Genomic DNA, 13868 nt, shown 5'->3' on the forward strand with positions numbered 1-13868 from the left:
ATTCCTTGACAGTAGTTTAACCAGTTGATAAGCTACTAATAATAATTTTCCGGACAAGGGGGAGAAAACATGTGGGAATCGAAATTTGCTAAAGAAGGATTAACGTTTGACGATGTGCTCCTTATTCCTGCAAAATCAGATGTATTGCCTCGTGATGTAGATGTGACTACAAAGTTAAGCGAAACATTACAGTTGAACATCCCGATTATTAGCGCAGGAATGGATACGGTAACCGAAGCAGAAATGGCAATTGCCATGGCAAGACAAGGTGGGCTTGGGATTATCCATAAAAATATGTCCATCGAGCAGCAAGCAGAGCAAGTAGACAAAGTGAAACGTTCGGAGCGAGGAGTTATTACGGATCCATTTTTCTTAACCCCTGAACATCAAGTATACGATGCGGAACATTTAATGAGTAAATATCGTATTTCTGGCGTGCCGATTGTCAATAATGAGGAAGAGCAAAAGCTCGTTGGCATTATTACAAATCGTGATTTGCGTTTCATCCAAGACTATTCCATTAAAATCGCCGATGTAATGACAAAAGAAAATTTAATCACAGCCCCGGTCGGAACGACACTAGAAGAAGCAGAAAAGATTTTACAAAAGTACAAAGTTGAAAAATTGCCGCTTGTCGATGAAAACGGAGTACTAAAAGGACTTATTACGATTAAAGATATTGAAAAAGTAATCGAGTTTCCAAATTCCGCAAAAGACGCGAAAGGACGGCTTCTTGTAGGGGCAGCTGTTGGTGTTACAGCTGATACGATGATTCGCGTGAAAAAGCTGGTAGAAGCAAATGTTGACGTCATTGTCGTGGACACGGCGCATGGCCATTCCAAAGGCGTCCTTGAAACGGTGCGTAAAATTCGCGAACAATATCCAGACTTAAATATTATCGCTGGAAATGTCGCGACAGCGGAGGCGACACGCGACTTGATCGAGGCAGGAGCGAACATCATTAAAGTCGGAATTGGCCCTGGGTCGATCTGTACGACGCGCGTTGTCGCGGGAGTCGGTGTACCGCAAATTACGGCAATATACGACTGTGCGACAGAAGCCCGTAAATATGGCGTCCCGATCATCGCCGATGGCGGAATTAAATATTCCGGCGATATTGTAAAAGCATTGGCAGCAGGGGCACACGCGGTCATGTTGGGCAGCCTTTTAGCCGGAGTATCAGAAAGCCCTGGAGAAACGGAAATTTATCAAGGAAGAAGATTTAAAGTGTATCGCGGAATGGGATCTGTTGCTGCGATGGAAAAAGGAAGCAAAGACCGTTATTTTCAAGAGGATAATAAAAAGTTTGTTCCTGAAGGAATTGAAGGGCGCGTTCCTTACAAAGGACCTTTAGCTGACACGATTTATCAGCTTGTCGGCGGTTTACGTGCAGGAATGGGGTATTGCGGAACAAGAAATTTAGAAGAACTACGAGAAAAGACGCAATTTATTCGCATGACGAGTGCCGGATTGCGAGAAAGCCATCCGCATGATGTGCAAATTACGAAAGAAGCACCAAACTATTCTCTTTCTTAATATATGTCTATTGACCTAACTTAGGCGGAGAAAAGCTTCTCCGTCTATTTTTTTGCACTGGAGTGTGTTACAATAACGTTTGTGTGAGGAGGGTGTGACAGTGAAAAACATCAAACATAAAATGTTGATCAGTTTACTTATTATTTCTCTATTTTTGAGCCTGTTGCCATTTCGTGTGGCAAAAGCAGCAAGCGATCCGCTAAATATCGAAGCAGATGCGGCGATACTTGTTGATGCAAATACAGGGAGAATTTTGTATCAAAAAAATATTGATACAGTTCTCGGTATTGCTAGTATGACCAAAATGATGACCGAGTACTTACTGTTAGAAGCAATTAAAGAAAAACGGGTAAAATGGGATCAGCAATATACACCAAGCGACTACGTTTATCGTCTTTCGCAAGATCGCTCTTTATCCAACGTTCCTTTACGAAAAGACGAAAAATACACTGTTCGTGAGCTTTACGAAGCGATGGCGATTTATTCCGCCAACGCTGCAACGGTAGCTATTGCCGAAATTGTCGGTGGTTCGGAACAAAACTTTGTCAAAATGATGAATGAAAAGGCGAAACAATTAGGACTTAAGGGATATAAATTTGTCAACTCCACGGGATTAAGCAATGAAGATTTAAAAGGGTTTCATCCGGAAGGAACGAACGAGAGAGAAGAGAATGTGATGTCTGCCCGTTCCGTCGCCACACTAGCGTATCATTTGTTGAAAGAATATCCAGAAGTATTGGAAACAGCAAGTACTCCTCGGAAAATATTTCGCGAAGGAACCGATGATCAAATTAAGATGGATAACTGGAACTGGATGCTGCCTGGACTCGTTCGCGAATATGAAGGAGTAGACGGATTAAAAACAGGTTATACCGAATTTGCTGGATACTGTTTTACCGGAACAGCGGAACGAGATGGCGTTCGTTTCATTACAGTAGTGATGAATGCGAAAAGCAACGGAAAATCGACCATCGAAGCTCGATTTGAACAAACGGAAAAACTGCTTCACTATGGATTTAGCAATTACTCTATCAAAAAGCTATACCCGAAAGGATATCAACTAAAAGGAAAATCGACGCTACCGGTAGTGAAAGGAAAAGAAAAGTCGGTTGCCATCGTAACCGATAAGCCGTTTTTTCTTGTCGTGAAAAACGGAGAGGAAAAAAACTATCGTCCTGTATATGTTTTTGATCAAAAGAAATTAACAGACAAAGGTGAATTAGTCGCACCTATAAAAAAAGGTGAAAAAGTCGGATATATGACATTGCAATACAAAGGCACAGAGGAGTATAGCTTTTTAAGTCCAGAAATGAAAAATAATGTAAAAGTAAATATTGTTACAAAGAAAAGCGTCGAAAAAGCAAACTGGTTTGTGCTTGCAGTGAGAGGAATTGGCGGGCTGTTTGGCGATGTATGGACAAGCGTAGTAAAAACGGTCAAAGGCTGGTTTTAAAAGCTCCTTCCTTTTTAGGGAGCTTTTTTCTATTGTGATTTTTTAAAAAATTGAGGTAAAATAAAAAAATGTAATCATCTATTGTAATACTGTGGTATTTAGCGTTAACCATCACAGTATAACGGCATAGTGAAATAAGGAGGAATGACAAGTGGCAATTACAGGTACAGATCGTGTAAAACGGGGAATGGCGGAAATGCAAAAAGGCGGCGTCATCATGGACGTGGTGAATGCGGAACAGGCGAAAATCGCAGAGGCAGCCGGTGCAGTAGCGGTGATGGCATTGGAACGCGTCCCTGCTGATATTCGTGCCGCTGGCGGTGTCGCGCGCATGGCAGATCCGACGGTCATTGAAGAAGTGATGAAGGCCGTATCGATTCCTGTTATGGCCAAAGCGCGTATCGGTCATTACGTCGAAGCACGCGTCCTTGAGGCGTTAGGTGTTGATTATATTGATGAGAGTGAAGTATTAACACCAGCTGATGAAGAATTCCATATTGATAAAAGACAATTTACCGTTCCGTTTGTTTGCGGTTGTCGCGACTTAGGAGAAGCGGCGCGCCGCATTGCTGAAGGGGCATCGATGCTTCGCACAAAAGGAGAACCAGGAACAGGAAACATTGTCGAGGCAGTGCGTCATATGCGCAAAGTAAATGCGCAAATACGAAAAGTCGTCAGCATGAGTGAAGACGAGCTTGTGACAGAAGCGAAGAATTTAGGTGCTCCGGTTGAAGTATTGCGCGAAATTAAGCGGTTAGGCCGCCTCCCTGTCGTCAACTTTGCCGCAGGCGGTATCGCGACCCCGGCTGACGCGGCATTGATGATGCATTTAGGTGCAGATGGGGTATTTGTCGGTTCAGGTATTTTTAAATCGGAAAATCCAGAAAAATATGCGCGGGCGATCGTTGAAGCAACGGCACATTATGAAGATTACGAGCTAATCGCCCATTTATCCAAAGGATTAGGTAGCGCAATGCGCGGCATTGATGTCGCATCATTATTGCCAGAACAACGTATGCAAGAGCGTGGTTGGTAAGTAAAGGAGTAGACGTTATGATGAAAATTGGAGTGCTTGGCTTACAAGGTGCCGTACAAGAACATGTTCGTTCCATTGAAGCGTGCGGCGCCGAGGCAGTGGTCGTAAAAAAAATAGAGCAATTAGAGGAAATTGACGGCCTTATTCTTCCTGGCGGCGAAAGTACGACGATGCGCCGTTTGATGGATAAATACGGATTTATCGAGCCGTTAAAACAGTTTGCTGCAGCGGGAAAGCCGATGTTCGGCACGTGCGCTGGCCTCATTTTGTTAGCGAAACGAATCGTCGGTTATGATGAGCCGCATCTAGGATTGATGGATATTACGGTGGAACGCAATTCTTTTGGCCGTCAACGTGAAAGTTTTGAAGCCGAGCTTTCGATTGCTGGCGTTGCCGATGATTTTATCGGTGTATTTATCCGCGCTCCACATATTGTGGAAGTAGGAGAGGACGTCGAAGTTTTGGCGAAATATGAAGGACGTATTGTTGCGGCAAGACAAGGGCAGTTTCTAGGATGCTCGTTCCATCCTGAATTGACCGATGACTATCGTATGACACAATATTTTCTCAATATGGTGAAAGAAGCGAAAGCATAAAAAGAGTTGCGTTTCAAAAAAACTTATAGTACATTATTGGTACAAACAGGCATATGAAAATCGCATAGCGCTAAAGCGATGAAAGGAACTAGTAGCAAGGTCGTTTCTCTTCAGAGAGTCGGTGGGTGGTGCAAACCGATGGGAAACACTTGTGAATCCATCCTGGAGTAAAATGCCGAACGCGCAAGCTAGTAAGCATTTTCGGCTTTTCGCCGTTATCGATTCAAGCGGAAGACAGCCTCGTCTTCAATTAGGGTGGCAACGCGGGATTACTCTCGTCCCTTTTTGGGGACGGGAGTTTTTATTTTATAATAATAATAAAAAAGGAGGTATCGTTGATGCTTGATGTCAAATATTTGCGCAATCATTTTGAAGAAGTAAAAGAAAAGCTTCTAAAGCGCGGCGAAGATTTAACAAATATCGATCGCTTTGAAGAGCTAGACAAAAAGCGCCGCGAATTAATCGCAAAAGCAGAAGAACTAAAAAATAAACGAAATGAAGTATCCCAACAAATCGCCGTATTGAAACGCGAGAAAAAAGATGCTGATCATCTCATTGCCGAGATGCGGGATGTAGGGGATCGCATTAAAACCATGGATGATGAAATCCGCCAAGTGGAAGAGGAACTAAATGCGTTATTATTGTCTATTCCAAATATCCCACATGAATCGGTGCCCGTCGGAAAGTCGGAAGAAGATAATGTCGAAGTCCGCAAATGGGGGGAACCGCGTTCGTTTTCATTTGAACCGAAACCGCACTGGGATATTGCCGAACAGCTCGGTATTCTTGATTTTGAACGGGCCGCGAAAGTAACAGGAAGCCGCTTTGTCTTTTATAAAGGACTCGGCGCCCGCCTGGAGCGCGCGTTAATTAACTTTATGCTTGATGTTCATATCGAGGAGTTTGGCTATCAAGAGATATTGCCTCCGTACCTTGTCAATCGGGCGAGTATGACGGGAACAGGGCAATTGCCAAAATTTGAAGAAGACGCATTCCGTATCGAAACAGACGATTACTTTTTAATTCCGACAGCAGAGGTGCCTGTGACAAATTTACATCGTGATGAAATTTTATCCGCGGAAGATTTGCCGATTTACTATGTTGCTTATAGTGCATGTTTTCGCGCCGAAGCTGGTTCTGCTGGACGTGATACAAGAGGGCTTATTCGCCAGCATCAATTTAATAAAGTAGAGCTGGTGAAATTTGTGAAACCGGAAGATTCATATGACGAATTAGAAAAGTTAACAAATCAAGCAGAGAGAATTTTGCAGCTGCTTGGACTTCCTTATCGTGTTGTATGTTTATGCACCGGTGATTTAGGGTTCTCATCGGCGAAGACATATGATATTGAAGTATGGCTGCCAAGCTATGGAACGTATCGTGAGATTTCTTCGTGCAGCAACTTTGAGGCATTCCAAGCACGGCGTGCTAACATTCGTTTCCGCCGCGAACCAAAGGCGAAACCGGAATATGTGCATACGCTCAATGGATCAGGGTTGGCGATTGGTCGCACGGTGGCCGCCATCTTAGAAAACTATCAGCAGGAAGATGGAACGGTTGTCATTCCAGAAGTACTGCGTCCGTACATGGGAAATCTAGAAGTTATTCGATAAATAAGAGCAGGGCGGATTTGCCCGCCCGCTCTGCCATAAAAGGTGTTGACTTTTATCTTTAGTGATGTTATATTGAATGATGTCAGTACGGAGGAGTACCCAAGTCTGGCTGAAGGGGTCGGTCTTGAAAACCGAGAGGCGCCGCAAGGCGCGCGGGGGTTCGAATCCCTCCTCCTCCGCCATAAAGGAATTGAAAATACCAACGCGCATAAGTGGAGATTGTTATCCGAGACGATTCGTTACATTTTGTAACGAATTTTTATTTTTCCAAAGCAAAAAATAACCGCCTAATAGTGGCGGTTATTTTTTTATACGATAATACTCGTGAATAATCGTTGAAGCTTTTTTAATAATTGGTTCGATGGACTGCTCGTCTTCGACAATATCGTATTCGTTAATGTTTACGCGAAGAACTGGGCAAGCGTTAAATTCATTAATCCATTTCTCATAACGTTCATACATTTCCTTCCAATATGATATAGGTGTTTTCTGTTCCATTGGACGCCCGCGCTCACGAATGCGCTTCATCACTTCCTCAAAACTTCCTTCCAAATAAATAAGCAAATCAGGATGCGGGAAATACGGTGTCATGACCATCGCTTGAAATAAGCTTGTATATGTTTCGTAATCCACAGCCGTCATTGTTCCATTTTCAAAGTGCATTTTTGCAAAAATATGCGCGTCTTCGTAAATAGACCGATCTTGAACAAAGCCGCCGCCATATTCAAACATCCGCTTTTGTTCTTTAAATCGCTCCGCAAGAAAATAAATTTGTAAATGAAAACTCCAACGTTCAAAATTATCATAAAACTTGTCTAAATATGGATTTGTATCTACTTTTTCAAATGAAGTGCGAAAATTTAGCGCTTTGGCTAATGCTTTTGTCATGGTTGATTTACCGACACCGACTGTTCCGGCAATCGTAATGATCGCGTTATCTGGAATACGATATTTTTCACGTAAGTTCATCGTTGCGAAACCCCTTTTACGACAGTTTTTACTCGTTCGAATATGTAATGTAAATCTTCTTCCCGTTGAACGAAATCGAGCAAGTCCCCGTTGAACCGAAGAACTGGAATATGTGGATTTGCTTGTTCGAATAGAGCAAACGCTTCTTCATAATCAGCGGCTAGCTGCTGTAAGTAGACCGGATCCATTCTTTTCTCAAAGTCGCGGCCGCGTTGATGAATGCGTGTTAATAGCGTTTCAAGGCTGGCATGTAAGTAAATGATCATATTAGGTTGAGGTAAACCATCTGTTAAAATATCATAAATTTTTATATATTTTTTATAATGATGTTCTTTTAACGTTCTTTTGGCGAAAATTACATTTTTCATAATATGGTAATCGGCAACAACTGGTTTTTTTTGTTGAAGAAAGTTACGATCAATTTCTTCTAATTGCTTATAACGATGGCAAAGGAAAAACATTTCCGTTTGGAAGCTCCATTCTTCGATATTTTCATAAAATTTCCCGAGAAATGGATTTTCATCGACGATTTCTTTCACTAAATGATAGCGGAAGTGTTCGGAAATCGCTTTTGCCAATGAAGTTTTCCCAACCCCAATCGGACCTTCTATCGCGATAAATGGAACCATTCCCATCTGTGCTCCCCCTTCTCCTTAGACAGATAAAATTTATTTTAACACATAGATAAATAAAATCGCACTTGGAAAAACAACCAAGTGCGATTGAAAAAAGTATTATTTACCTTTTTACAACAGTAAAGTTATCTGTTAGCAGCAACCAATTTTGCGGAAAATCTAATCCTAGTTTCCAATAGCTGATTCCCCGTAGGCCGAGTTCTTTTACTAAGTCAAATTTTGCTTGAATCGAACGGGCATCTTCAAACCAAACTTCGTGTTCTTTTCCGTTTTCGTCCCGATAGCGGAAATGAGGAGCTTGCGCTTTGGTGTCATATTCAATGGCGACATTGTATTGAGCAGCAAGACGGATCGCTTGTTGCGGACTAATCGCCCGTGCATATGGTCCACCCGGTACGTATGGAAGCGTCCAATCGTATCCGTATAAGTTTTGTCCCATCATAATTTTAGAAGCGGGCATTTCGGAAATGGCATATTCGATCACCTGCCGAACAGGGCCAATTGGAGAAACCGCCATTGGCGGTCCACCGCTATATCCCCATTCATATGTCATAATGACGACAAAATCAACAATTTGTCCGTGGGCGCGGTAATCATGCGCTTCATACCAGCGGCCTTTTTGTGTCGCGCTTGTTTTTGGCGCCAACGCGGTAGACATAAGCCACCCTTCACGTTCAAATCGCCGTTTTGCTTTTCGCAAAAACGCGTTATACGCTTCGCGGTCTTCGGGACGCAAATATTCCATATCAAAGTGAATATCGCGAAATCCGTATTTTTTTGCTGTTGTTACAATGTTTTCTAATAGACGGTTTTGTAATTGTTCGTTGTTTAAAATAAGCGCTCCTAGTTCATCGCTAAATTGATCGTTTTCGATATTGGTAACGACCATGATTAAAGTAACGCGATTGGCGCGAGCGATAGATGGGAAATTATTCAATGGAGGTTCTTTGAGTGCTGCATTTCGCTGAATTTGGAACTGAAACGGAGCTAAGTATGTTAAATATGGGGCTGCTTGACGAGCACTTGCCTCCAGCGCTGGGCTGACAGTCGTTCCTCGCGGCTCAATGTATCCGTTAAACTCGGCTCTCCGTTTTGCTTTTGGCGGAATGTATAAACGTTGTCCAACTTGCAGCGGGCTATTTAAGGAAATGCGGTTAATTTCCGCAAGACGCTGCGCAGGAATGGAAAATTTCCGGGAGATGGACCATAAACTATCGCCGCGCTGAACCCAATAAAAGCGGCCAACAATGGGGATAACAAGTGCTTGACCAACAACAAGATCGTTTGGATTTGGAAGTTCGTTTGCCCGAATGATTTCTTCAGGAGTCGTATTATACGCTTGAGCAATTCCGCTTAACGTTTGCCCGCTTTGTACAACGTGAATTTGCATATTATACCCCCTAGTTGCGTCTTCGTTCTTCTTATTTTATGATGAAAAAAGAGCAGAAATGACCGTTTTTACGAGGAGTTTAGCAATGGTAAACGATGAATACTATATGCGTTTAGCTATAGAAGAAGCGAAAAAAGCAGAGCAAATAGGAGAAGTTCCAATTGGTGCGATCATTGTCCAAGATGGCTGTATTATTGCTCGCGCTCATAATTTGCGGGAGACGGAACAGCGTGCCATTGCCCACGCCGAAATTTTAGCGATTGATAAAGCGTGTAAGGAAGTAGGATCATGGCGCTTAGAAGACGCGACATTGTATGTCACATTAGAACCTTGCGCGATGTGCGCTGGCGCCATTGTACTTGCCCGCATTAAGCGGGTCGTGTTCGGTGCAAGTGACCCAAAAGGAGGCTGCGCAGGAACATTGATGAATTTGTTGCAAGAAGGAAGATTTAATCATCAAGCGGAAGTGACAAGCGGGATATTAGGAGAAGAATGCGGGCAAATGTTAAGCAGCTTTTTTCGAAAGCTCCGCGAAAAAAAGAAAAATATTGGGCAAAGTTCCAGCTAAATGATCGAAGTCAGTCATTGCATTTTGTTTCAAAAACCGATATACTTATATTGCCGTGCTAAGCGGGGAGGTAGCGGTGCCCTGTACTCGCAATCCGCTCTAGCGAGGCTGAATCCCTTCTCGAGGTTAGTTTGCCGTAAGGTCTGTCTCAAGTAAGTGGTGTTGACGTCTGGGTCCCGCGCAATGGGATTCCGTGAACCCTGTCAGGTCCGGAAGGAAGCAGCAGTAAGCGGATTCTCCCATGTGCCGCGGGGGTGCCTGGGCTGAGCTAACTGCTTGAGCAACGCTTGGGGCAGCTAATCGACAGAAGGTGCACGGCCTACATAAAGAGAACATAGAACTCACTCCTTGCGAGTGAGTTTTTTTATTTCTTATTTTGAAAAAAGGCGAAGACATTATATAATAAATAAGATGAGAAAAAGAGGGGGGCCATTTCGTGACATACCAAGCTTTATATCGTGTTTTTCGGCCGCAGCGGTTTGCAGATGTTGTCGGTCAAGAACACGTGACGAAAACATTGCAAAGTGCCCTGCTTCAAAATAAAATATCTCATGCATATTTGTTTTCTGGTCCGCGTGGTACAGGAAAAACGAGCGCTGCGAAAATTTTAGCAAAAGCGGTAAATTGTGAGCATGCACCGACGGCGGAGCCATGCAACGAATGTCCTGCATGCATCGGGATTACGAATGGCGCCATTCCAGACGTATTGGAAATTGATGCGGCTTCGAACAACCGGGTGGATGAAATTCGGGATATTCGTGATAAAGTGAAATTTGCGCCGACATCTGTTCGCTATAAGGTATATATTATCGATGAAGTACATATGCTTTCAATTGGCGCTTTTAATGCGTTATTAAAGACGTTAGAGGAACCTCCAAAGCATGTTATTTTTATATTAGCAACAACAGAGCCTCATAAAATTCCGCTTACGATTATTTCCCGTTGTCAGCGCTTTGATTTTCGACGAATTCCATTGCATTCTATTGTCGCAAGGTTGCGGCAAGTTATTGAACAGCAAGGGATAAAAGCTTCAGATGAGGCTTTGTTTGCGATTGCTCGCGCGGCCGACGGCGGAATGCGTGATGCGTTAAGTTTGCTTGATCAAGCTATTTCATTTAGTGATGGAGAATTGCTGCTTGAAGATGTCCTTGCCATGACCGGATCCGTATCTTCCGCGACATTGGCTTCTCTTGTTCGGGCTATATATGAGAAAGATACGGCAACATCATTGCAGCTGCTTGAGGAAATGATGGATCAAGGAAAAGATCCTAATCGCCTTATTGAAGATTTAATTTTATATTATCGGGATCTTTTGCTTTATAAAACGGCTCCCCATGTAGAAGGGGCGATAAAAGGCACAGTTGTTGACGATACGTTTCAACATTTGGCTCAGTCAGTTCCGTTATCTGACATCTACGAAACGATTGAAGTGTTAAATAAAAGCCAGCAAGAAATGAAATGGACGAATCATCCGCGCATTTTTTTAGAGGTTGCGCTGGTGAAGCTTTGCCATCAACAAGCTTCCTATCCATCACTGTCCTCTGAAGAAATTCAATCGCTCGCAAAAAAGCTGGAATATTTGGAAGCGGAGCTGCGCCGTTTAAAAGAACATCATGCATCTGTCGCAACAACCGCCCCTGCGCAAACGAAAAAACAAACAAAGACGCTAAAAACAGGAGGATATAAAACGCCGGTTGGCCGTATTTATGAAATCTTAAAGCAAGCGACCCATCAAGATTTATCGCTTATCAAAAGCCATTGGGCTGAGATGCTGGATACATTAAGGAAGCAACATAAAGTATCCCATGCAGCCTTATTGCAGGAAAGCGAGCCAGTTGCTGCAAGCCCAAACGCTTTTGTGTTGAAGTTTAAATATGAAATCCATTGTAAAATGGCCGCTGACAATACGAATTATGTGAAAGATAATTTAGAGGCGATTTTATTTGAGCTAACGAAAAAACGTTTTGAAATGGTGGCAGTTCCTGAAGAAGAATGGAGCAAAATAAGAGAAGAATTCATTCGCGAAAAAGGAGCGAAGCGCGAACAAGAACAGGGAGAAGATCCACTAATCGCGGAAGCAAAGCGGCTGTTTGGTGAGGAATTAATTGAAATTAAGGAATAACCATATTAAGGAGGAAAAAACAATGATGCGTGGCGGAATGGGAAATATGCAAAAAATGATGAAACAAATGCAAAAAATGCAAAAAGAAATGCAGAAAGCACAAGAACAATTAGCAGAAAAAACGGTAGAAGGCACTGCAGGAGGCGGTATGGTGACCGTTATAGCGAACGGTCATAAACAAATTTTGGAAGTCAAAATCAAAGAAGAAGTGGTGGATCCAGAAGACATTGAAATGCTCCAAGACTTAGTGTTGGCAGCAACAAATGATGCCTTGAAAAAAGCAGATGAGTTAGCAGCCGAAATGATGGGACAATTTACAAAAGGATTGAATATTCCGGGATTGTTCTAGGAGGAGTTTTAATGCATTATCCAGAACCAATATCTAAACTAATCGATAGTTTTATGAAGCTGCCCGGAATCGGACCAAAAACAGCTATTCGCCTTGCGTTTTTTGTTCTAACGATGAAGGAAGATACTGTGTTGGAATTTGCTAAATCGCTTGTTGATGTCAAACGGAATATTAGATATTGTACGGTTTGTGGGCACATTACCGATACAGATCCTTGTTATATTTGCAAAGATGAAAGACGAGATCGAACAACAATATGTGTTGTGCAAGATCCAAAAGATGTTATTGCTATGGAAAAAATGAAAGAATACAATGGGCTTTACCATGTGTTGCATGGTGCCATTTCTCCAATGGAGGGCATCGGCCCAGAAGATATAAAAATTGCGGAGTTATTAAAAAGATTGCAAGATGAAGCTGTACAAGAAGTTATTTTGGCGACAAACCCGAACATTGAAGGGGAAGCGACCGCGATGTATATATCGCGTTTGCTAAAACCAACTGGAATAAAAGTAACGAGAATTGCCCACGGTTTACCGGTGGGCGGAGATTTGGAATATGCCGATGAAGTGACGCTTTCAAAAGCCTTGGAAGGACGTCGAGAGTTATAGAAAGAGAAAGAGGTGGGGGTCACTTGTTATGGCGACGGAAAGGCTGGCTAAAAAAGCAATTTGATTTAAAATTAGTAGAAGAATTACAAGCGCTGAGAGACGAATGGTATGAACAGAAACGGCTGATTGAAAAGTGTGTAGAACCTTCAGAAGAAGTACTAATGGCGTTAAATGTTACAGAGGCCAAATACTTTTTTTTAATTCGTGAAGCAAAATATCGACGTGTATCATTAAAGGGAGTGAAATAGCTTCCTTTATTTTTTTGTTCTTTTTTCCGTCTTTCATCATAAGTTTGTAGTACAAGCAATAAAAAGGAGCGTGGAAAATGGAACCGAAATTTGTACTTATTTTGCTATCATCTATGATTATTGTTTTATTATTAGCAGGAGCGCGATTAAAAGCATTAAAATTTTTAGGATATGGGGCGATTAAACTAATCATTGGAGCGCTAGTATTATTTGTTATTAATGCAATTGGCGGAGCGTTTCAATTTCATGTCCCCATTAATTTCATAACAGCATTCATATGTGGATTTCTCGGGATACCGGGAGCGGCAGCTTTAGTTATCATCGAAAAGTATATCGTTATGTAAGGAAGATATGTTTCATTTGTAAGCGAGATGACAAAAAGGCGTTGTTTTCCATCAGCGCCTTTTTTATTTTTTGAAAAAACATATTGACTTTTATTTTTATATGTATTATATTAAAAAACGTCGTTGTTAAAAAATGAATAAATAAGTTGACAACATGTAATGCAGTATGTATAATATAAAAAGTGTGCGAAGTTCCTTGAAAACTAAACAAAACGCAAGCGTCAATAAGAAAAGCGGAAGCGACTTGACACCTTTGGTGTCGGTGCCGAAGCTAAAATAAGCCAATCAACTTTCTTTTTGGAGAGTTTGATCCTGGCTCAGGACGAACGCTGGCGGCGTGCCTAATACATGCAAGTCGAGCGGACCGAACGGAAGCTTGCTTCTGTTCGGTTAGCGGCGGA

The 13868-nt window shown here is 42.3% G+C and carries 14 protein-coding genes, 1 tRNA gene, 1 rRNA gene, 1 other RNA gene and 1 other annotated feature; of the genes, 14 read left to right on the forward strand and 3 right to left on the reverse strand.

Annotated features, from left to right (window positions below; all coding sequences use genetic code 11):
- The first annotated feature begins 69 nt into the window (after positions 1-69).
- From guaB to B9L23_RS19690, 6 genes are all read left to right on the forward strand, one after another.
- Positions 70-1536 carry an IMP dehydrogenase gene (gene guaB / locus B9L23_RS19665; RefSeq protein ID WP_012748788.1) on the forward strand — a complete coding sequence of 489 codons (1467 nt, stop codon included), beginning with the start codon at positions 70-72 and terminating at the stop codon, positions 1534-1536.
- 121 nt (positions 1537-1657) lie between these two features.
- A complete protein-coding gene (locus B9L23_RS19670) occupies positions 1658-2989 on the forward strand; it encodes a serine hydrolase (protein WP_049757029.1) in 1332 nt (443 codons plus the stop codon).
- Between the two features lie 151 nt (positions 2990-3140).
- A complete protein-coding gene (pdxS, locus tag B9L23_RS19675) occupies positions 3141-4025 on the forward strand; it encodes a pyridoxal 5'-phosphate synthase lyase subunit PdxS (protein ID WP_062756475.1) in 885 nt (294 codons plus the stop codon).
- A gap of 17 nt (positions 4026-4042) precedes the next feature.
- Positions 4043-4621, forward strand: coding sequence for a pyridoxal 5'-phosphate synthase glutaminase subunit PdxT (gene pdxT, locus B9L23_RS19680; RefSeq protein ID WP_012748791.1), 579 nt, complete (start codon positions 4043-4045; stop codon positions 4619-4621).
- 69 nt (positions 4622-4690) lie between these two features.
- Positions 4691-4907 (forward strand) — a binding site (T-box leader).
- Positions 4908-4959: 52 nt separating this feature from the next.
- Positions 4960-6234, forward strand: a complete 1275-nt coding sequence (gene serS / locus B9L23_RS19685; RefSeq protein ID WP_012748793.1) for a serine--tRNA ligase — start codon at positions 4960-4962, stop codon at positions 6232-6234.
- 89 nt (positions 6235-6323) lie between these two features.
- Positions 6324-6416: transfer RNA gene (locus B9L23_RS19690), tRNA-Ser, on the forward strand.
- A 118-nt stretch (positions 6417-6534) separates the two neighbouring features.
- Here the strand turns inward: B9L23_RS19690 and B9L23_RS19695 are convergent.
- The 3 genes from B9L23_RS19695 to B9L23_RS19705 all read right to left on the reverse strand — a co-directional run bounded on the left by B9L23_RS19695 (position 6535) and on the right by B9L23_RS19705 (position 9228).
- Positions 6535-7203 carry a deoxynucleoside kinase gene (locus B9L23_RS19695; RefSeq protein ID WP_012748794.1) on the reverse strand — a complete coding sequence of 223 codons (669 nt, stop codon included), beginning with the start codon at positions 7201-7203 and terminating at the stop codon, positions 6535-6537.
- On the reverse strand, positions 7200-7838 hold the full coding sequence (locus B9L23_RS19700; RefSeq protein WP_081189750.1) for a deoxynucleoside kinase: 639 nt from the start codon (positions 7836-7838) through the stop codon (positions 7200-7202). Before B9L23_RS19700 ends, B9L23_RS19695 begins: the two co-directional genes overlap by 4 nt.
- A gap of 103 nt (positions 7839-7941) precedes the next feature.
- A complete protein-coding gene (locus B9L23_RS19705) occupies positions 7942-9228 on the reverse strand; it encodes a glycoside hydrolase family 18 protein (protein WP_089098293.1) in 1287 nt (428 codons plus the stop codon).
- Between the two features lie 85 nt (positions 9229-9313).
- Between B9L23_RS19705 and tadA the strand changes: the two genes are divergently transcribed.
- The 8 genes from tadA to B9L23_RS19745 form a co-directional block, all read left to right on the forward strand.
- A complete protein-coding gene (gene tadA / locus B9L23_RS19710) occupies positions 9314-9796 on the forward strand; it encodes a tRNA adenosine(34) deaminase TadA (RefSeq protein WP_211278825.1) in 483 nt (160 codons plus the stop codon).
- Positions 9797-9849: 53 nt separating this feature from the next.
- An RNA gene (gene ffs, locus B9L23_RS19715) (signal recognition particle sRNA large type) lies at positions 9850-10114 on the forward strand.
- Between the two features lie 118 nt (positions 10115-10232).
- A complete protein-coding gene (gene dnaX, locus B9L23_RS19720; RefSeq protein WP_089098295.1) occupies positions 10233-11918 on the forward strand; it encodes a DNA polymerase III subunit gamma/tau in 1686 nt (561 codons plus the stop codon).
- A 25-nt stretch (positions 11919-11943) separates the two neighbouring features.
- Entirely contained in the window at positions 11944-12267 is a 324-nt protein-coding gene (locus B9L23_RS19725) for a YbaB/EbfC family nucleoid-associated protein (RefSeq protein WP_003247376.1), read from the forward strand.
- An 11-nt stretch (positions 12268-12278) separates the two neighbouring features.
- Entirely contained in the window at positions 12279-12875 is a 597-nt protein-coding gene (gene recR, locus B9L23_RS19730) for a recombination mediator RecR (RefSeq protein WP_012748800.1), read from the forward strand.
- 23 nt (positions 12876-12898) lie between these two features.
- A complete protein-coding gene (locus tag B9L23_RS19735) occupies positions 12899-13123 on the forward strand; it encodes a YaaL family protein (RefSeq protein WP_012748801.1) in 225 nt (74 codons plus the stop codon).
- Positions 13124-13200: 77 nt separating this feature from the next.
- Entirely contained in the window at positions 13201-13467 is a 267-nt protein-coding gene (locus B9L23_RS19740) for a pro-sigmaK processing inhibitor BofA family protein (RefSeq protein WP_089098296.1), read from the forward strand.
- A 294-nt stretch (positions 13468-13761) separates the two neighbouring features.
- A 16S ribosomal RNA gene (locus tag B9L23_RS19745) occupies positions 13762-13868 on the forward strand; the annotation flags it as partial.

Origin of the sequence: Parageobacillus galactosidasius, from assembly GCF_002217735.1 — a bacterium.
GTDB classification, from domain to species: Bacteria; Bacillota; Bacilli; order Bacillales; family Anoxybacillaceae; genus Parageobacillus_B; species Parageobacillus_B toebii.

Excerpts from the sequence above, each read along its gene's own strand:
- B9L23_RS19705 (WP_089098293.1), bottom strand. The coding sequence starts at position 9,228 with ATGCAAATTCACGTTGTACAAAGCGGGCAAACGTTAAGCGGAATTGCT.
- serS (WP_012748793.1), top strand. The coding sequence starts at position 4,960 with ATGCTTGATGTCAAATATTTGCGCAATCATTTTGAAGAAGTAAAAGAA.
- pdxT (WP_012748791.1), top strand. The coding sequence starts at position 4,043 with ATGATGAAAATTGGAGTGCTTGGCTTACAAGGTGCCGTACAAGAACAT.
- B9L23_RS19670 (WP_049757029.1), top strand. The coding sequence starts at position 1,658 with ATGTTGATCAGTTTACTTATTATTTCTCTATTTTTGAGCCTGTTGCCA.
- B9L23_RS19725 (WP_003247376.1), top strand. The coding sequence starts at position 11,944 with ATGCGTGGCGGAATGGGAAATATGCAAAAAATGATGAAACAAATGCAA.
- B9L23_RS19740 (WP_089098296.1), top strand. The coding sequence starts at position 13,201 with ATGGAACCGAAATTTGTACTTATTTTGCTATCATCTATGATTATTGTT.
- B9L23_RS19695 (WP_012748794.1), bottom strand. The coding sequence starts at position 7,203 with ATGAACTTACGTGAAAAATATCGTATTCCAGATAACGCGATCATTACG.
- recR (WP_012748800.1), top strand. The coding sequence starts at position 12,279 with ATGCATTATCCAGAACCAATATCTAAACTAATCGATAGTTTTATGAAG.
- guaB (WP_012748788.1), top strand. The coding sequence starts at position 70 with ATGTGGGAATCGAAATTTGCTAAAGAAGGATTAACGTTTGACGATGTG.
- B9L23_RS19700 (WP_081189750.1), bottom strand. The coding sequence starts at position 7,838 with ATGGGAATGGTTCCATTTATCGCGATAGAAGGTCCGATTGGGGTTGGG.
- tadA (WP_211278825.1), top strand. The coding sequence starts at position 9,314 with ATGGTAAACGATGAATACTATATGCGTTTAGCTATAGAAGAAGCGAAA.